At 64.7% G+C, this 18,515-nt stretch carries 18 protein-coding genes and 1 pseudogene; 8 read left to right on the forward strand and 11 right to left on the reverse strand.

Going from position 1 to position 18,515, the window contains the following annotated elements:
* The first annotated feature begins 80 nt into the window (after window positions 1-80).
* A complete protein-coding gene (gene serA / locus XAXN_RS10290) occupies window positions 81-1,322 on the forward strand; it encodes a phosphoglycerate dehydrogenase (RefSeq protein ID WP_054319477.1) in 1,242 nt (413 codons plus the stop codon).
* A gap of 144 nt (window positions 1,323-1,466) precedes the next feature.
* On the opposite strand, the gene XAXN_RS10295 is transcribed toward serA, so the two are convergent.
* The gene (locus XAXN_RS10295) at window positions 1,467-2,057 is read right to left on the reverse strand and encodes an NUDIX hydrolase (RefSeq protein ID WP_146089640.1); all 591 of its coding nucleotides are present in this window, start codon (window positions 2,055-2,057) and stop codon (window positions 1,467-1,469) included.
* Between the two features lie 141 nt (window positions 2,058-2,198).
* Here XAXN_RS10295 and XAXN_RS10300 point away from each other — a divergent pair, with 141 nt between their 5' ends.
* The 6 genes from XAXN_RS10300 (at window position 2,199) to XAXN_RS10325 (ending at window position 8,482) form a co-directional block, all read left to right on the forward strand.
* The gene (locus XAXN_RS10300) at window positions 2,199-3,671 is read left to right on the forward strand and encodes an amino acid permease (RefSeq protein WP_054319479.1); all 1,473 of its coding nucleotides are present in this window, start codon (window positions 2,199-2,201) and stop codon (window positions 3,669-3,671) included.
* A gap of 76 nt (window positions 3,672-3,747) precedes the next feature.
* On the forward strand, window positions 3,748-5,178 hold the full coding sequence (locus tag XAXN_RS10305; protein WP_054319480.1) for an amino acid permease: 1,431 nt from the start codon (window positions 3,748-3,750) through the stop codon (window positions 5,176-5,178).
* Between the two features lie 87 nt (window positions 5,179-5,265).
* A complete protein-coding gene (locus tag XAXN_RS10310) occupies window positions 5,266-5,919 on the forward strand; it encodes a methylthioribulose 1-phosphate dehydratase (RefSeq protein WP_042822194.1) in 654 nt (217 codons plus the stop codon).
* Window positions 5,920-5,954: 35 nt separating this feature from the next.
* On the forward strand, window positions 5,955-6,521 hold the full coding sequence (locus XAXN_RS10315) for a 1,2-dihydroxy-3-keto-5-methylthiopentene dioxygenase (protein ID WP_054319481.1): 567 nt from the start codon (window positions 5,955-5,957) through the stop codon (window positions 6,519-6,521).
* Window positions 6,522-6,523: 2 nt separating this feature from the next.
* Complete coding sequence (mtnC, locus tag XAXN_RS10320) at window positions 6,524-7,222, forward strand: acireductone synthase (RefSeq protein ID WP_054319482.1); 699 nt, start codon at window positions 6,524-6,526, stop codon at window positions 7,220-7,222.
* A gap of 183 nt (window positions 7,223-7,405) precedes the next feature.
* On the forward strand, window positions 7,406-8,482 hold the full coding sequence (locus XAXN_RS10325; protein WP_054319483.1) for a C13 family peptidase: 1,077 nt from the start codon (window positions 7,406-7,408) through the stop codon (window positions 8,480-8,482).
* A gap of 443 nt (window positions 8,483-8,925) precedes the next feature.
* Here XAXN_RS10325 and XAXN_RS10330 read toward each other — a convergent pair whose 3' ends face one another.
* The 10 genes from XAXN_RS10330 to XAXN_RS10375 form a co-directional block, all read right to left on the reverse strand.
* Window positions 8,926-10,512, reverse strand: coding sequence for a calcineurin-like phosphoesterase C-terminal domain-containing protein (locus XAXN_RS10330; protein ID WP_054319484.1), 1,587 nt, complete (start codon window positions 10,510-10,512; stop codon window positions 8,926-8,928).
* Between the two features lie 101 nt (window positions 10,513-10,613).
* Entirely contained in the window at window positions 10,614-11,234 is a 621-nt protein-coding gene (hisIE, locus tag XAXN_RS10335; RefSeq protein WP_054319485.1) for a bifunctional phosphoribosyl-AMP cyclohydrolase/phosphoribosyl-ATP diphosphatase HisIE, read from the reverse strand.
* Complete coding sequence (gene hisF, locus XAXN_RS10340) at window positions 11,224-12,000, reverse strand: imidazole glycerol phosphate synthase subunit HisF (protein WP_054319486.1); 777 nt, start codon at window positions 11,998-12,000, stop codon at window positions 11,224-11,226. Before hisF ends, hisIE begins: the two co-directional genes overlap by 11 nt.
* The gene (gene hisA / locus XAXN_RS10345) at window positions 11,994-12,728 is read right to left on the reverse strand and encodes a 1-(5-phosphoribosyl)-5-[(5-phosphoribosylamino)methylideneamino]imidazole-4-carboxamide isomerase (RefSeq protein WP_054319487.1); all 735 of its coding nucleotides are present in this window, start codon (window positions 12,726-12,728) and stop codon (window positions 11,994-11,996) included. The genes hisF and hisA overlap by 7 nt, the downstream gene beginning before the upstream one ends.
* Window positions 12,725-13,327: an imidazole glycerol phosphate synthase subunit HisH gene (gene hisH / locus XAXN_RS10350; RefSeq protein WP_054319488.1), complete on the reverse strand. Its 603-nt coding sequence runs from the start codon at window positions 13,325-13,327 to the stop codon at window positions 12,725-12,727. The genes hisA and hisH overlap by 4 nt, the downstream gene beginning before the upstream one ends.
* Window positions 13,324-14,451: a bifunctional histidinol-phosphatase/imidazoleglycerol-phosphate dehydratase HisB gene (gene hisB / locus XAXN_RS10355; protein WP_054319489.1), complete on the reverse strand. Its 1,128-nt coding sequence runs from the start codon at window positions 14,449-14,451 to the stop codon at window positions 13,324-13,326. The genes hisH and hisB overlap by 4 nt, the downstream gene beginning before the upstream one ends.
* The gene (gene hisC / locus XAXN_RS10360) at window positions 14,448-15,539 is read right to left on the reverse strand and encodes a histidinol-phosphate transaminase (protein WP_054319490.1); all 1,092 of its coding nucleotides are present in this window, start codon (window positions 15,537-15,539) and stop codon (window positions 14,448-14,450) included. Before hisC ends, hisB begins: the two co-directional genes overlap by 4 nt.
* Complete coding sequence (hisD, locus tag XAXN_RS10365) at window positions 15,536-16,831, reverse strand: histidinol dehydrogenase (protein WP_054319491.1); 1,296 nt, start codon at window positions 16,829-16,831, stop codon at window positions 15,536-15,538. Before hisD ends, hisC begins: the two co-directional genes overlap by 4 nt.
* Window positions 16,828-17,742 carry an ATP phosphoribosyltransferase gene (gene hisG, locus XAXN_RS10370; RefSeq protein ID WP_054319492.1) on the reverse strand — a complete coding sequence of 305 codons (915 nt, stop codon included), beginning with the start codon at window positions 17,740-17,742 and terminating at the stop codon, window positions 16,828-16,830. The genes hisD and hisG overlap by 4 nt, the downstream gene beginning before the upstream one ends.
* Window positions 17,739-18,077, reverse strand: coding sequence for a YerC/YecD family TrpR-related protein (locus XAXN_RS10375; RefSeq protein WP_042823323.1), 339 nt, complete (start codon window positions 18,075-18,077; stop codon window positions 17,739-17,741). The genes hisG and XAXN_RS10375 overlap by 4 nt, the downstream gene beginning before the upstream one ends.
* Window positions 18,078-18,320: 243 nt before the next feature.
* Between XAXN_RS10375 and XAXN_RS21190 the strand changes: the two are divergent.
* Window positions 18,321-18,515: pseudogene (locus XAXN_RS21190) on the forward strand (transposase); the annotation flags it as partial.

Below are 18,515 nucleotides of genomic sequence, written 5' to 3' on the forward strand. Positions count from 1 at the left end.
GCGAACACAGCGTTGCGGCCACCCAATCGCGCACCCCATCTGGCATAGTTGCCGACCCGATTGCTGCATTGCGCTCCCCCATGTCGCCGAAGAAAACCTCGTTTCCCAAGCAGGACATCCGCGTGCTGTTGCTGGAAGGCGTCAGCTCGACCGCCGTGGACGTGTTCCGCGCTGCCGGCTACTCACAGATCGAACTGCACGCCAAATCGCTGCCGGAAGACGAGTTGATCGCCCGCATCGCCGACGCGCATATCGTCGGTATCCGCTCGCGCACGCAGCTGAGCGCCGACGTGCTGGCGCACGCCAAGCGCCTGATCGCCGTCGGCTGCTTCTGCATCGGCACCAACCAGGTGGACCTGGACGCAGCCGAGCTGGCCGGCATCCCGGTCTTCAACGCGCCCTACTCCAACACCCGCAGCGTGGCCGAACTGGTCATCGCCGAGGCGATCCTGTTGCTGCGTGGCATTCCGCAGAAGAACGCCGAATGCCATCGCGGCGGCTGGTCCAAATCTGCCGCCGGCAGCCACGAAACGCGCGGCAAGGTGCTGGGCATCGTCGGCTACGGGCATATCGGCACCCAGGTGGGCGTGCTGGCCGAATCGTTAGGGATGCAGGTGATCTTCCACGATATCGAAACCAAGCTGTCGCTGGGCAATGCCCGCGCCACGATCGATCTGGACGACCTGCTGGCACGCGCAGACGTGGTGACCTTGCACGTGCCGGAAACGCCATCGACCAAGGACATGATCGGTGCGTCGGAAATTGCCCGCATGAAACCCGGCGCGCATCTGATCAACGCCTCGCGTGGCACCGTCATCGACATCGACGCGCTGGATGCGGCACTCACCTCCGGCCAGATCGGCGGCGCGGCGGTGGATGTCTTCCCGATCGAGCCCAAGGGCAATGGCGATGCGTTCGAATCGCCGCTCACTGCGCACGACAATGTGATCCTGACCCCGCACGTGGGCGGCAGCACGCTGGAAGCGCAGGACAACATCGGGATCGAGGTCGCCGCCAAACTGGTGCGCTATAGCGACAACGGCAGCACCTTGTCGGCGGTGAACTTCCCCGAGGTCACCCTGCCCGAGCACGCCGAAAGCCTGCGTTTGCTGCACATCCATCGCAACGTGCCGGGCGTACTGTCGCAGATCAACAAATTGTTTTCGCGCCACAACGTCAACATCGACGGTCAGTTCCTGCGCACCGACTCCAAGGTGGGCTATGTGGTCATCGATGTCGGCGCCAGCGAGGAGCTCGCCGGCATACTGAAGGACGAGCTGGGACAGATCACCGGCACCTTGCGGACGCGGGTGCTTTATTGAGCGGGATTGGGGATTGGGGATTCGCAACAGCGGTTCGCGGCGATCGGTGGGTTCACCGGCCCAACCACGCTGTGAGAAGGAGACATGGGGCCGGCTAGGTAGACCGGCGCCGGCCCACCGCTTCTGCCAATCCCGACTCCCGAATCACCACCCCCGGCTTCCCAGCCACTTCTCCGCCATCCGCCGCAGCGACGGATCGAGCTCGGGGTCTGCAAGCAGCTCGGCGATCGGGCGCCATGCCAGTGCCAGCGATTCTTCGCTGACCTCGAATGCCTCGTCCGCACCGGCCAGCACCACGTAACGCGCATCAAAGTGCCAATGCCCCGCCACGTCGCCGCGCGCAGGAATCCAGTGACGGTCCAGATCGAACAGCTGCCCATCGGCCAGCCGCAAGCCGACGAGTCCGGATTCCTCCTCCGCTTCGCGTAATGCCACCTGCGCCAGGTTGCGGTCGCCATCGGCGTGCCCGCCCAGCTGCAGCCAGCGCTGCAGCTTGCGGTGATGGGTCAGCAAGGTACGTGTGCCGTCGGCGCTGACCACCCACGCCGAGCCGGTGAAATGACCTTCGACACGCTCGCGCACGAATGGATCGGTGGCATCGTCCAGCAGTTGCGCGAACTGCTCGGCCAGCGCGGCTTCTTCCGGCCAACACAGGCGGTAGGTCGCCAATTGCTGCTGCAGGGTTGCATCCACCATCGCTCTTTCTCGGTCGCCCGGTGCGGGCCAGGCGGCCATTATCGCCATTCATGCTGCGTACGCGCTTGTCGTGAGCGTTTAGCTTTGGCAAGGTAGGCCGCTTGCCTGTCCTACCGGGATGCGGCGCACAAATTCGTCCGGGCGCCTGCGCCTGCGCTTTGCCACTTGGGGATGTACCGAATGCTGAAGTCCCTGTTGAGGGTCAAACCGATCGAGCCCGCTGGCCACGTCGATGCAGGCGAACCGGTCGAAGGCAGCCTGCAAGGCGAAGCCACGCTGCAACGGACCCTCACAGCCAAGCACCTGATCATGCTCGGTATCGGCGCGGTGATCGGCGCAGGCATCTTCGTGCTGACCGGCCAGGCCGCGGCCAATCACGCCGGCCCGGCGGTGATGCTGTCGTTCGTGTTTGCCGGTATCGCCTGCGCCTTCGCCGGCCTGTGCTACACCGAATTCGCCGCAATGATGCCGGTCTCCGGCAGCGCCTATTCGTACTCATATGCCACGCTTGGCGAAGGCATCGCCTGGTTCATCGGCTGGTGCCTGGTGCTGGAATACCTGTTCGCCGGGTCCAGCGTGGCAGTCGGCTGGTCTGCCTACCTGATCAGCTTCATCACCGGCACCCTGGGGTTGCCGTTTCCCGCAAAGTTGGCGGGTGCGCCACTGGCCTGGGACGGCCACGGCTTTGTCAGTTCCGGGAATATGGTCAACCTGCCGGCCGTGCTGATCGTCGCCGCGGTGAGCATCCTGTGCTACGTCGGCATCACCCAGTCGGCGTTCGCCAACGCGATCGTGGTGGCGATCAAGGTCGTGGTGATCTGCCTGTTCGTGGGCTTTGGCATTTCCTATATCGACCCGGCGAACTGGCACCCCTTCATCCCGGAAAACACCGGCCCTGGCCAGTTCGGCTGGGACGGGGTGTTTCGCGCCGCGTCCATCGTGTTCTTCTCCTACATCGGCTTCGACGCGGTTTCCACCTCCGCCGGCGAGACCAAGGATCCGCAGAAGAACATGCCGATTGGCATCATGGTGACGCTGGCCATCTGCACCGTCATCTACATCATCGTCTGCGCAGTGCTGACCGGCCTGCTGCCCTATACCCAGCTCGGCACCGCCAAGCCGGTGGCCACCGCCCTGGAAGCCCACCCGCAACTGACCTGGCTCAAGACCGCGGTCGAAATCGGCGCCATCGCGGGTTTGTCCTCGGTGGTGCTGGTGATGCTGATGGCGCAGCCGCGCATCTTCTACACCATGGCCAAGGATGGGCTGATGCCCAAGCTGTTCGGCAAGGTGCACCCGAAATTCCGCACGCCTTACGTCGGCACCGTGATCGTCGGCGTGGTCGCTGCTTCCTTGGTCGGCATGATCCCACTCAGCGTACTGGGCGAACTCGTCTCGATGGGTACCCTGCTCGCCTTCTCCACGGTGTGCGCCGGCGTGCTGGTGCTGCGCTTCACCAAGCCCGACCTGCCGCGCCCGTTCCGGGTGCCGCTGGCGATGGTGATCTGCCCACTGGGCGCGTTGGCCTGCCTGTTCCTGTTCTTCCAGGCGTTCCAGGAGCACTGGAAGGTGTTCGTGGGCTGGACCGTGATTGGCCTGGCGATCTACTTCGGCTACGGCATCCACCAAAGTCGCCTCGCGAAACGGGCCTAACCTTCTCGCAAGACCGGCGCGCGACGCCGGTCTTGTTATTCAATCACCGCGCGTAGCGCCAAGCCGGAACCGCTCCATGTTCAAACAACTTTGGGCCATCAAACACCCGCACGCCAGCCATGAGGCGGCCGACGGGCTGGGCCTGCAACGCGCGCTTGGCCCCTGGGGGCTGACCGCCCTGGGGATTGGCGCGGTGATCGGCGGCGGCATCTTCGTCATCACCGGCCAGGCGGCGGCCGATCATGCCGGCCCGGCGATCATGCTCTCGTTCGTGCTCGCAGCGGTGTGCTGTGCGTTCTGTGCGATGGCCTACGCCGAATTCGCTGCGATGGTGCCGGTCTCCGGCAGCGCCTACACCTACACCTACGCCACCTTCGGCGAGCTGGCTGCGTGGTTCATCGGGTGGATGCTGGTGCTGGAATACAGCGTGTCCGCCTCGGCGGTGGCGGTCAGCTGGACCGGCTACTTCCTGAGCCTGCTCGAGCATTTCGGCCTCCACCTGCCGGCCGCATTCGTCAACGCGCCGCTGGACGGCAATCTGCAACCCACCGGGTCGATCGCCAACCTGCCGGCGGCCGGCATCGTGCTGCTGCTGACCTGGCTGTGCTATGTGGGCATCCGCAAGTCGTCGGCAATGAACATGGCCATGGTGATCCTCAAGACCGGCCTGATCCTGCTGGTGATCGCGGTGGGCTGGAAATACGTGGACACGGCCAACTGGCACCCGTTCATTCCGTCCAACGAAGGCCCGGGCAAGTACGGCATGGAAGGCGTGCTGCGCGGCGCAGCGATGGTGTTTTTCGCCTATATCGGCTTCGAAGCGGTGTCGGTGGCGGCGCAGGAGTCGCATCGTCCGCAACGCGACCTGCCGATCGGCATGATCCTGTCGCTGGTGATCTGCACCGTGCTCTACATCGCCATGGCGGCGGTCATGACCGGATTGGTGCCTTACACCCTGCTCGGCACCAACGAGCCGGTGGTGACCGCGGTGGGGGCACATCCACAGCTGGCCTGGCTGCGCGTGGTCGTGGAAGTGGGCGCGTTGATCGGGCTGTCGTCGGTGGTGCTGGTGATGATCATCGGGCAGCCGCGCATCTTCATGATCATTGCGCGCGACGGCCTGCTGCCGTCGATCTTCACCCGCATCCATCCCAAGTACCGCACCCCGCATATCAATACCGTCATCACCGGTGTCGGCATCGCGCTGCTGGCAGCGGTGTTCCCGCTGGATGTGCTGGGCGAATTGACCTCGATGGGTACGTTGATCGCCTTCGCAGTGGTCTGCGCCGGCGTGCTGATCCTGCGTCGCACGCACCCGGAACTGCCGCGTCCGTTCCGCATGCCGGCCGCCTGGCTGATCTGCACCGCCGGCGTGTTGAGCTGCCTTGCGCTGCTGTCGGCGATGAGGCTGCACAACTGGATGCTGATGGGCCTGTGGACGCTGGTCGGGCTGGTGATCTACTTCGGCTACGGGTATCGCCACAGCCGTCTGCGCGACGGCCGCTGAGCCTACGCATGAGCCAGCGTGGCGCGGCAGGACGATGCCTGCTGCGCTGCACCTGCCCATGCACCTGGGGCGCAGTAGAATAGGTCCATGAATGCGACCACTGCCCCCCTGCCCTACAGCACCACGCGTCTGCACGAGCTGGCACACCTGCTGATCGCCAATATCCGCGAGCTGGCCCATGCCGGCTGGACGCCTGCGACCAGCAGCAATTTCTCCCACCGTCTGGACGAACAGCACGCGGCCATCACCGTCTCCGGCCGCGACAAGGGTCGCCTGGTCGAAGAAGACATCATGGTGGTGGACTTCGATGGCCTGGCCGTCGGCCGCCCGTTGCGCCCGTCTGCCGAAACCCTGCTGCACACCCAGCTGTATCGCCGGTTCCCGGAGATCGGTTGCGTGCTGCATACGCACTCGCCGGTGCAGACGATTGCGTCCCGCCTGTATGCAGGCAGCGGCGTGATCCGGCTGGAAGGCTACGAACTGCTCAAGGCCTTCGATGGCAACACCACCCACGAAACCGCGCTGGAGGTGCCGGTGTTCGCCAATACCCAGGACATGCAGGTGCTGGCCGCGCAGGTCGAAGCCTTGCTGGACAAACAAAGCATGTCGGGTTATCTCATCGAAGGACACGGCCTGTATGCCTGGGGCCGCAACATGGCCGAGGCACGTCGTCATCTGGAAGCGTTCGAATTCCTGCTGCATTGCGAACTCGAACTGCTGAAACTGCGCGGCACGCGCTGAGTACTGCCCGTCCCCCATTCGTGAGCCAGACCGCCATGAGCCGACTGCGTATCTTTGCCGACACCAATCCCGCCAGCCCCGAATTCGACAGCCGCGACGGCGATGCGATCGCCGCCCAGTTGCAGAAGATTGGCGTGACATTCGAACGCTGGCATGCCAGCGCGCCGATTGAACCGGGCGCCACCCCCGAGCAGGTGATGGACGCCTACCGTGCCGATATCGACCGCATCAGCGCCGAGCGCGGCTTCAAGACCGTGGACGTGGTCAGCATCGCGCCGGACAACCCCAAGCGCGAAGAAATGCGCGCCAAGTTTCTGGACGAGCACTTCCACAAAGAAGATGAAGTGCGGTTCTTCGTCGCCGGCTCGGGCCTGTTCACGCTGCACGTCGATGCCAAGGTTTATGAGATCGAATGCGTCAAGGACGACCTGATTGCCGTGCCTAACGGCACCCTGCACTGGTTCGACATGGGGCCGGAACCGCACTTCGTGGCGATCCGATTCTTCACCGAGCCGGACGGCTGGGTCGGATACTTCACCGGCACCGAAATCGCCAAACAATTCCCCCGCTACGTCCCCGAGAAACCTCACAAGGCCAGCTGACGATGACACGACCGCAAGCGATCCTCACCGATATCGAAGGTACGACCAGCAGCATTTCGTTCGTCAAGGACGTCTTGTTCCCGTATGCGCGCCGCGCCATGCCGGCCTATGTGCGCGAACACGGCAATCATCCGCAGGTGCGCCACTGGCTCAACCAGGTGGCCGACGAAATCGGTGAGGACGTGCCGGACGAGATGCTGATCAGCACGCTGCAGACCTGGATCGACGAGGACCGTAAGCACACCGCGCTCAAGGCCTTGCAGGGCCTGATCTGGGGCGACGGCTACAAGACGGCCGACTTCACTGCGCATATCTATGCCGATGCGGCGATCCAGCTCAAGGCCTGGCACGCAGCGGGCATTCCGCTGTATGTGTATTCGTCCGGCTCGGTGCCGGCGCAAAAACTCTTCTTCGCACACAGCGACGCGGGCGACCTGAGCGGACTGATCACCGACTGGTTCGACACCGAAGTCGGCCCCAAGCGCGAAAGCGCCAGCTACCGCCGCATCGCCGAGCGCATTGGCGTGCCGGGGCCGGAGATCCTGTTCCTGTCGGATGTGATCGAAGAGCTCGATGCCGCCAAGCGGGCCGGCATGCGCACCGCGCTACTGGACCGCCTGGAGGACTACCCCACGCCGCGTTCGGCCGACGATGTCGGCAGCCACCAGCGCGTGGAGAGTTTTAGCCAGCTGTTGCTGTAAGCACGATCTGCAAGCCGATTGCGCTCCTTGCCGTTGAGCGCGATCGGCCGTTGGCGCTGCGCAGGCCGCTGCTATGTTCCAGCTGCGACGCGCCGCATGCATCTATCCGACGGGATACTGGTCTGCACTGCGGGCACCGCGCTCCGCCCCTTCACCCGTCTTTCCTGGACCTCTGCGCGCGCCATGTCGCTGCATTCGCGTTTGGCACCACATGCAGTATGGCGACGACTTTCCACGCTGATCGTCGTGATGGCGTTGATGGCCGGCTGCCATCCGGACGCCGGTACTGCATTGCAGGCTCAGCCTGCCGAGAACCACGACGCAGTCGATCCGGTCGATCAGGCCGCTCTTGCGCAAGCGCTGAAGGCGTTGCAACCGCAGCGTCCCGGCGTCACCGACCTGTATGTGGTCGGTTTTGCCGGCGATGCCAGCGACGACGTCTTCCGCAACGAGACGCTCTACCTCAAACAGCTGTCCGAGCGACGCTTCGATGCGCGCGGGCGCGTGGTCACGCTGGTCAACAACCCGGACAATCTGGGCGAGCATCCATACGCTCCGCTGGCAACTTACGACAATCTCTACGACACGCTTGCCGCGATCGGCAAGCGCATGGATCGCAAGGAAGACGCGCTGTTGTTGTTCGTCACCACCCACGGTACCGAAGACCACAGCCTGTACGTGCAGGTGGACGACAAGGAAGAGGATTTCATCAGCCCGCAGGATCTGCGCAAGGCACTGGACGATGCCGGCATCGACAATCGCATCATCGTGCTGTCGGCCTGCTATTCGGGAGGATTCATTCCCGCATTGCGCTCGCCGCAGACGCTGATCCTCACCGCCGCGCGTGCCGATCGGCCCTCGTTCGGCTGCGGCAATACCTCCAACGCCACCTATTTCGGGCAGGCGTGGTTGATCGATGCGATGAACCAGAGCGACAACCCGTTGGCCGCATTCGACATCGCCAAAGCCGCCATCACCGCACGCGAAAAGCAGGAACACGAGCTACCCTCGTTGCCGCAGCAATCGCTGGGCAAGCGCATCGCGCCGATGCTGGCGCGTTGGCGTGCCGGCGTGCATCTCGGGCCGGCGGTGGCGTATCCGTATCCGTCGGTGGACGTGGATGCCGAGGCGGACCAGGGCGTAGACCCCACCGACGCATCGGATGATGCTCCGGTGGACGCAATGCCGCGCTCGAATGCCCCGGCAACCGTGAACCCGGCAACTACGCTGCCATCCGCGCCTGCAGCATCCAATCGATAGCCACAGCGCGTGCTGAGACTAATTCTCATTTCGTCACTACCAACCGGGCCTCGCTACACTCGCGCAGCCAGCAAGCAACCGCCAGCCAGCATCGATCTTCGCCAGCGCGCCAACGCCCTGCCAGCCCGGATCCCGAAACGCCTCCCTTGTGGAGGCGTTCGTGTTTGTAGCGATCAGGAGGCTGCGTCTCAGCTGACGCATGATTCAACGTCGCGAGGTCGCAGCCGCGCTTCTGTCCGTCCTGGATATCACGAAGACACCGCTCCCTCTCGCTGCATCGAGAGCGGCTGCACGACGTAACGAGCAACCGTCAGCGGTGATCTAGATTCTGTTGGCGCGAGGTGACCCAGGGGTTGGGTGATGTCAGCATTGCGCGCACCCTCATCCCCCCCTTCGAAGCACCTTCTCCCGGTGGGAGAAGGGCATTAGGCGAGACAACTGCCTTACGGCTCAGCAGTTTGCAGGCGGTACACGGTGCTGGCGCTGTACTGCCCGGTAGGCAGGTTCACGCGCACCTGGACGGTGTGTTCGCCCACATCAAGCGCGGTCGGCAATGCGCCGCGCCACAGATGCGTGGACGGCGTAGCCTCCGGCGAGCGGTCGTAACCGCGCAATGCATCGGCCGCATCGTCGCGCACATTCTCTGCCAGTACACGCGGATCGCCACGCTCTACCCGCTTCATCGGCTGCCATGCGCCGTTATCGATGCGCATCTCGACCACGGTGTCGTCCTGGCCCATGAAGACATTGGCGTAGACGCCCCACGCCGCATACGCGCCCTTGCGCAGTACCTTGGGTGCGTGCAGCAGCAATTGCGCATCGTCGGCCGTGCGCGCAGCGTGATAGGCCAGCGTGTAGTTGCCGCTGGGAGCAACCTGCAGCACCGCATAGCCATTGGGAGTGCCATCGCTCATCGTCGCATCGGGGATGCCGTCGGCATCCTTGGCGCCCGACCAGAACGCACCGCTGGCCGCGCCGACGTTGTATTCGTGCAGCGGGCGAGCACCCTGCCAGCCCTCCTCGGCACCGTGATCCACCTGGCGCTGGGTGTGGCTATGGCCGCTGAGCACCAACACATGCGGAAACTCTTTCAGCAATGCGAACAGACGGCGGCGATCGGCATGCCGGAAGGTTTCCTGCCCCGGCGCTGCGTCGAACAGGTGGATATGAATGCCCAGCACCAATAGCCGGTCGCGTGGCAGCTGCGCCAGGTAGTTCTGCAAGAACACGAATTGATCGTCGCGCAGACCACCGATGTAGGCCTGCTTGCCGCCAGGCGTATAGATCACATCGTCCAGGAACACGAAGCTGGTATTGGCCTCTTCCACCGCATAGGTGTCCGGGCCGTAGACCGCGTGCCAGCTGTCGAGCGACTGCGCATCGTCGTGCGCGTCCAGGTTCAGATCGTGGTTGCCCGGCACATGGAACCACGGCACGCCCAGCTGCGTAGTGACCTTGTTCAAGGCCGGATACAAGCTTAGATCGTCGCTGACGATATCTCCCAGCGTGGTGCCCAGCCTGGCGGTGGTCTTGCCGATGATCGGTTCCACGATGTCGCGCCGATAATAGCCAACCTCGGCAAGGCTGGCGGTCTGGCTGTCGGCAAACACCAGCATCTGGAAGCCATCGGTTGCGGTACTTGCGCGTGGAGTCAGCGCGAAATCCCAGTTGCGCGTGCTGCTACCGGTCGCGGCGACACCGCTGTAGCGATGCTTGGCAGAACCACGCGGTGCGTAGTGGCGCCAGAACGCGGGCAGACCGTCGGCGGCGGGCAAAAAGCGGCGATCGCCCGGCTTGATCACGAATACCGTCTGCCCGTCGCGCACCGGCAGGCGGTAGCGACCCTGTGCGTCGGTACGCACGATTTGCTCGCCATTGGAAACCGCCACATCGGCCACGCCCGGCTCATCCGCGCTGCGGCCGGCGCGCCCGGCGCGTTCTTCGTAGACGATGCCATCGACCGTGGTGTCGCGCGCGTATGCGCTTGCCGCAAGCAAGCCCAGTGCCAACAAAGGGAAGCGAGGATGCATGCGTTTTCCTGCGCGAAGATCAGCGGAAATTGTACATGCCATCGCGAGGCGCACACCGCGCTTTCGAAGGCGGCAGCCATGACCGCGCCTACGCGGCTACGTTATGTGTGTCGCGACTCCAGCAACGCGACCGCATCGCCAAGGCCCAGCCCACGTGCGCGCAACAACACGATCAGGTGATAGAGCAGATCTGCCGATTCGCCGAGCAATGCGTCTTCGTCCTGCACCACGCCGGCCAGCGCGGTTTCAACACCCTCCTCGCCCACCTTCTGCGCGATGCGGCGGATGCCTTGTTCGAACAGCTTGGTGGTGTAACTACCGTGCGGCCGCTCACGCTCGCGCTCGGCCACCAGTGCATCCAGGCTGCCCAGAAATTGCCCGGGCGCGGACGGGAAGCAACTGGTGCGGCCCAGGTGACAGGTCGGGCCATGCGGGCGCGCCTGCACCAGCAACGTGTCGGCGTCGCAGTCGGTCTGGATCGACACCACGCGCAATACGTTCCCCGAGCTCTCGCCCTTGGTCCACAAGCGCTGCTTGCTGCGGCTGAAAAACGTGACGTCACCGCGCTGCCGGGTGACGGCCAAGGCTTCGGCATTCATGTAGCCCAGCATCAGCACGCGCAGTGTGTCGGCGTCCTGCACGATCACCGGCAACAGGCCCTCGCCCTTGCTCCAATCCAGCGTTGCGAGCGCATCGCCCGTCGCCACTTCGTTACTGCCCATCGCGTACCTCGATCTGTTGCGCGCACAAGAATTTCTTGAGTTCCGGGATCGGAATCGCGCCACTGTGAAACACGCTGGCGGCCAATGCGCCATCCACATCGGCCTGGTCGAAGACATCGGCAAAGTGCTGCATCTCGCCCGCACCGCCGGAAGCGATCAGGGGCACCCGGCACAACGCGCGCACCTGCCGCAGCTGGGCGATATCGTAGCCGCGGCGCACCCCATCGTTGTCCATGCAGTTGAGCACGATTTCGCCTGCGCCCAACCGCTGCGCTTCGGCCACCCAATCCAGCGTGCGCATTGGCAGCGCCTGGGTCTTGCTCGGGTCGCCGGTGTAGCGGCGCACGCGCCACTGACCATCTTCCTCACGAATTGAATCGATGCCGACCACGACACACTGCACGCCGAAGGCATCGGCCAGTTCGGAGATCAATTGCGGGCGGCCAAGCGCGGGCGAATTGATGGAAATCTTGTCGGCGCCGGCATGCAACACCGCACGCGCCGTTTCCACGTCGCCAATGCCACCGGCGACGCAGAACGGAATATCGATCAGCCGTGCCACCCGCTCGACCCAGGTGTAGTCGACCGAACGCCCTTCCGGACTGGCACCGATGTCGTAGAACACCAGTTCGTCGGCGCCCTGCGCGCGGTAGCGCAAGGCCAATTCGACAATGTCGCCCATGTCGATGTGGTCGCGGAACTTGACGCCCTTGACCACGCGGCCATCGCGCACGTCCAGGCACGGAATGATGCGACGGCTCAGCATGCCAGTGCCTCGTCGAGATCCAGATGTCCTTCGAGCAACGCCTTGCCCAGCACAATACCGGCGCAACCTGCGGCCTTGGCCGCGGCAACATCGGCAAGATTGCGCGCGCCGCCGGAGACCTGCACCTGCAGCTGCGGCGTCAGTGCGCGCAGATGCGCGTACAACGCCATGTTGGGGCCAGACAGCATGCCGTCGCGGGCGATGTCGGTGCAAAGCAGATGCTGCAGCCCGGCTTGCGCGTAGCGCACGGCCAATTGATCCAGCGTGGCGTCTGCCGCTTCGGTCCAGCCGTGCACCGGCAACTGCCAGATGCCATCGGCGTCCTGGCGCGTATCCAGTGCGATCGTCAGGCGATCGGCGCCGAATTCCTGCAGCCAGCCAATCACCATCTCGCTATAGCGCACTGCCAACGAGCCGATCACCACGCGTGCCGCGCCGGCGTCGAGGATGCGCGCGACATCCTCGCGCGACCGCACACCGCCGCCGGTCTGCACGCGCAAGCCGGTGGCACGCGCGATCTCGCCGAGCGTGCTGACCAAGGTGTAGCCGCCCGCTTTGGCCGCATCCAGATCGACCAGATGCATCCACTGCGCACCGGCATCGGCGAATGCCTGCGCACGCGGCAGCACGTCGTCGCCGTACTGTGTTTCGCGCGCGTAATCGCCTTGCAGCAGGCGCACCACGCGGCCGTTGCGGATATCCAGCGCCGGGTAAACGGTGAAACTCATGGGAAGCTCATCTCGAGAAAATTGCGCAGGATGCGTGCACCGGTATCTGCCGAACGCTCAGGGTGGAATTGCGCGCCGCAGCGCAGCCCGTTCTGCACAACGGCGGTGAACAGCCCGCCGTGATCGCAGGCGGCCACAGTGTCGGCCGTCACCGGCGCCGCGTAACCATGCACGAAATACGCACTGGCGCGCTCCGGCAGACCAGCCAGCAAGGCCGACTCGCGCATCGGTACCAGTTGATTCCAGCCGATGTGGGGCACACGGATGCCAAGTGCAGGCGTCATATGCCGCACGATGCCCGGCAGCAGCCTCAGGCACTCCACGTCGCCTTCTTCGGAACGCTCGAACAGCAGCTGCATCCCCAAGCAGATACCGATCAACGGCACCTGCAGCTCGCGCAACGGCTCGACCAGGCCCTGCGCGCGCAGACGCGACATCGCTTCTGGGGCAGCACCGACGCCGGGCAGGATCACGCGCTGTGCGCCCTGCAGGCCCGCCGCATCGCGCACCACGCGTGCGTCGACGCCCAAGCGTTCCAATGCATAGCGCACCGAGCCCAGATTGGCGCCACCGGCATCGATCAGCGTAACATCGGTCATAGCGCGCCCTTGGTGGTCGGCAACGCAGTGCCCTCGCGGCGGATCGCCTGGCGCAACGCACGTGCCAAGGCCTTGAAGCAGGCTTCCACCTTGTGGTGATCGTTCTCACCGCGCACAGTCAGATGCAGATTCAAGCCGAACGCATCGCAGATCGAACGAAAGAAATGCGGCACCAGTTCGGTCGGCATGTCGCCGACGCGCTCGCGCTTGAACTCGCCGTCGAAGACGAAATACGGCCGGCCGCTGAAGTCCAGCGCCGCGCTGGCGATGGTTTCGTCCATCGGCAACGTGAAGCCATACTGCGCCCTGTCGCCGGCGACCTGCCAGGGACTGCTTTCCGGATCGAAGCCGTAACGGCCGATACCGCGCTTGTCGCCCAGCGCTTCACGTAGCGCCTGGCCCAGCGCAAGGCCGGTGTCTTCGATGGTGTGGTGCTCATCGATATGCAGATCGCCTTCTGCCCGGATCTCCAGCGCAAAACCGCCGTGCTTGCCGATTTGTTCCAGCATGTGGTCGAAGAACGGTAGACCGGTGGCGGTCTTCGGTTCGGCGACACGATCCAGATCCAGTTCGACGCGGATCCTGGTTTCCTTGGTGTTGCGCTGAACCACCGCGCGGCGCGGCGCGTCGGCCAGCTCATGGGCGATGCCGGGCCAGTCCCACTTGCCGCCGAATTCGTCGGTGCGCAGCTGGAACCCGCGAATATTGAGGTTGTGCGCGAACTGGATGTCGGTGATGCGGTCGCCCACCATGGCCGAGCGTGCCCAGTCGATGGTGCGGTCCTGCAGATACGGCAGCATCAGGCCGATGCCGGGCTTGCGCGTGGGCGCGTTGTCGGCAGGCCAGCTGCAATCGATCAGCACGTCGCGAAATTCGATGCCCTGGCTGGCGAAGATCTGCAGCATCAGATTGTTCGGACCGTCGAAGGACGCGCGTGGGAAGCTCTCGCTGCCCAGCCCATCCTGGTTGCTGACGATGACGAACTGATAGCCGGTATCGCGCAGCTTGAGCAGCGCCGGAATCACATGATCGACAAAGCGCAGTTTTTCGTATGCGTCGATCTGGTAATCGGCCGGTTCGGTGATCAGCGTGCCGTCGCGGTCGACAAAAAGAATCGGGGTCATGCGGCGGCCTCCTGCGTGCGTTGCAGCGCGCTCAGCACGCGCTCGTTCTGTTCGTGCGTGCCCAGGGTGATGCGCAAGGCGTCGGCCAGGCGCGGCACTGCGCGTTGATCGCGCACCACCACGCCAGCCTCGAGCAGGGCCTGGAAGGCCGCCTCGGCATCATCAAATCGCACCAGCAGGAAGTTGCCTTGCGAGGGATAGACCTGCCGCACACCGGCCAGCTGTGCGAGCGCTTTGTGCACACGCTCGCGCTCACTTCGCACCTCGGCGATACGCCGGCGGGTGACCTCCAGCGCCGGCGCAGACAGGGCCTGCTCGGCCATGGCTGCGCATGGCGTAGGCACCGGGTACGGTGCCTGGCAGCGGCGCAGCAAGGCAATCAACTCGGCATTGGCGATCAGCGTGCCGATACGCGCGGCTGCCAGCGCATGCGCCTTGGAAAGCGTGCGCAACACCGCGAGATTGTCGTAACGCCCGAGCAGGCCCACCGCGGAAGGCACATCGGAAAATTCACCGTAGGCCTCGTCCACCACCACCAGCGCCTTGCCTTGCAAGGCCTGCAGCGCTTGTTCGATGTCGTCGAGCGCAATGGCCGAGCCAGCAGGATTGGAAGGTGAGCACAGAAACACCAACTTGGCATTCGAGGCCAACGCGGTTGCCACAATTGCCGGGATATCGGCATGGAATCCATCTGGCCCATCGACCAGCGGCACGTCCAGCAACGGCGCGTTCTGCAGCCGCGCGCATACGGCGTACATGCCGAACACCGGTGGCGTGACCAGCACCGCATCGCGCCCGGGTACGCACAGGCCGCGTACCAGCAGATCGATCGCCTCGTCGCTGCCGCGGCCGATCAACAGCTGCTTCGGTGCGCAACCGTACAGCGCCGCAAGCGCGCTGCGCAGGCCCTTGGGTTGCGGGTCCGGATAGCGCCGCGTGCTGGCATCGGGATCGGCAGAATTCGCCCAGGCAGACTCGTTGGCGTTGAGCCACACATCGCCCTGCAACGTGCTGGTGCGCGCCGACGAATAACCCGCGAATGTACGCAGATCTTCGCGCAGCAGATCCAGTATCGACGACGCGCTCATGCTGCCGCTCCCATGCGTAGCGCCACCGCATTGGCATGCGCATCCAACCCCTCGGCCCGCGCAAGGATCAGTGCGCATTGGCCGATGCCGTCGATGCCGGCCTTGCTGGCTGCCTGCACGCTGACCATGTTCTGGAAGCTGGCCACACTCACGCCGCTGTACGCACGCGCTGCACCGCTGGTCGGCAATACGTGGTTGATGCCGCTGCAATAATCGCCAAGCGCTTCGGGCGTGTAGTCGCCGAGAAACACCGAACCGGCCGCCTCGACGTGCGCCAACCACGCACGCGGTTCGCGCAACGCAAGAATCAGGTGCTCCGGTGCATAGCGATTACTGATCGCAAACGCCTCATCCAGCGTCTGCACCTTGATCAGCCGCGATTGCGCCAGCGCCTGGCGCGCGATGTCGGCACGCGACAGTTGAGCCAGCTGAACTTCCAGCTGCGCTCGCACCGCATCGATCAACGCGTCGCTGTCGGAGAGCAACAGCACCTGCGAATCGGGGCCGTGTTCGGCCTGCGACAACAGATCGGCAGCCACGAAGGCCGGTTGCGCGCCCGCATCGGCAATCACCAAGACTTCCGAGGGGCCGGCCGGCATGTCGATCGCCGCCGCACCGGATTGGGCCACCTGCTGCTTGGCTTCGGTGACATAACTATTGCCCGGGCCGAACAGCTTGTCGCAGCTGGGCACCGACTCGGTGCCATATGCCATCGCCGCGATCGCCTGCGCGCCACCGAGCTTGAATACGCGGCGCACGCCGGTCAGCTGCGCGGCCACCAGCACCGCCGGGTCCACGCTACCGTCCTTGCGCGGCGGCGTGCACAGCACCACTTCGCGGCATCCGGCCAGACGTGCCGGCACGCCCAGCATCAAGGCCGTCGATGGCAACGGCGCACTGCCTGCCGGCACATACAGGCCCACACGGCCGATCGGCCGCACGATCTTTTCGCACACCACGCCCGGCGCGGTTTCCACCGCATAGCCTTCGCTCATGCCGGCGCGGTGGAAGGTGTCGATGCGCGCCACTGCATCCTGCATGGCCTGGCGCAGTTCCGGTGCAACGGCCGCTTCGGCGGCGGCGAAGTCGGCCTCGCTCACCACCAAGCTCTCCAGCGACACGCCATCGAAACGCGCGGTGATCTCGCGCAACGCAACATCACCGCGCGTGCGTACCTCGTCAATCAATGCGACGACCGCGTCGCGTGTTTGGGTGGCCACGGTCTGCACCGGGCGGGTCAATGCGTCGATGCGTGCGGCGCCGTCGAGTTGGGACCAATCGAGAATGTTCATGCCAGCGAGCGCTCCACCGTCAACACCATCAAGCCTTGCGCACCTGCGCGTTCGAGTTCTTCCAGGCGTTGCCAGGTCACCGCGCCATGGCACATGGTCTGCAAGCGCAGCGCGCCGTTGCCATCGTCGGGCAACTGCACCAGCGGGTCGGCGTCGGGCAGCAGGCGCCGCAGCGCATCGACATTGGTCTGCTCGGCGCGGAACATGAGCAGCTTGCTGTCGCGCAGCTTGAGAACGCCGTCCATGCGCCGCAGCAGCATTGCCAGCAGGCCGGCACGCGCATCTGCAGGTTCGCGCACCGCACCGGCCAGCATTGCTTCGCTTTCCATCACCAGTTCGACCGGCTTGAGCTGGTTGGCGGCCAGGGTGGCGCCGCTGGAGACCAGATCGCAGATCAGATCGGCGGTGCCCAGGCGAGGGGCGATTTCCACCGAACCGGACAACTCCACCACCGTCGCCTCGATGCCCCGCCGCTCCAGCCAATCGGCCAGGATTGCCGGATAGCTGGTGGCGATGCGCTTGCCCGCCAGCTGCGCCACACCGTGCCAGTCCCATTCTTCCGGCACGGCCAGCATCAGGCGGCACTGGCCGAAGCCGACCCCACGTACCGCATGATAGGCGGCCGGCAAGCCATTACGGCGGCGCTCGGCGGCCTGCTCTTCCAGCTCGTTCTGGCCGACGATACCCAGGTCGCAGACGCCATCGGCGATCAGGCCGGGAATGTCGTCGTCGCGTACCAACAGCAGGTCCACCGGCAACGACTCGCCGTAGCAGAACAGCTTGTCGCGGCTCTGCCGCCAGCTCAGCCCGCAGGCGGCCAGCAGGCTACGCGCCGGCTCGGCCAGGCGGCCGCTCCTCTGGATGGCGATACGCAACCGGTCACGTGCCGGCGCTGCCGTGGAAGCACTCATCTTGTTCTCTCAGTGGAGTCGTCAGGGCGCGAAGACTGCTCGCGCAAGGCCGTGGCATAGCCGCCGGCACCGTGGTCCAGGGTGCGCGCAACGCGCCCAATGGTGGTGACGCTGACCTGGGTCAGCTCGTGGATCTCGCGATACGGCACGCCCTTGACCAGCAACGGCACCACCCGCCAGCGGTCGGCCATGGCTTCCAGCTCGGCAGGCGTGCATAGGTCGCGCAGAAACGCTTCGACCACCTCGGGTTCGCGCAGGCATGCCAGCGCGTCGGCCAGCATCTTGAGGGACGCGGCGACGTCGGTACTTCCGCGGGGGGCAGGTCGTTGTTTCATTGCGTTAATGTAATAGCGTGTTAGTACATTAACCCAAGCGGTGGCGCTTGTCACCTGCCCAGGCGATGGCATCAGGACGGCTTGGTTGGTGTCCCGTCATCCGGCTCTGCGCTTGCCTGCTCTCGCCTTGCTGGGGGTTGAACCACAAACCGCCGAAATTTCCGTCGGCTACTTTGCCGGTGATACGCCCAGGCTTTCCTAGACATCTCAAGGCCATGGAAAATGGCTAATTCGGAGGTGTCCATGAGCAGTAAGCGGTATACAGATGAGTTCAAGGTCGAGGCGGTCCGCCAAGTGACCGATCGCGGGTTCAAAAGTGGCAGAAGTCGCCGAGCGCCTGGGTGTTACCACGCACAGCCTGTACGCCTGGCTGCGCAAGTTCGGCAAGCCCGGCGTCGTGCAGCGCGCCGAGGTGGACCAGAGCGCGGAGGCTCGGCG

Origin of the sequence: Xanthomonas axonopodis, assembly GCF_001304695.1 — a bacterium.
Taxonomy (GTDB): Bacteria; Pseudomonadota; Gammaproteobacteria; order Xanthomonadales; family Xanthomonadaceae; genus Xanthomonas; species Xanthomonas axonopodis.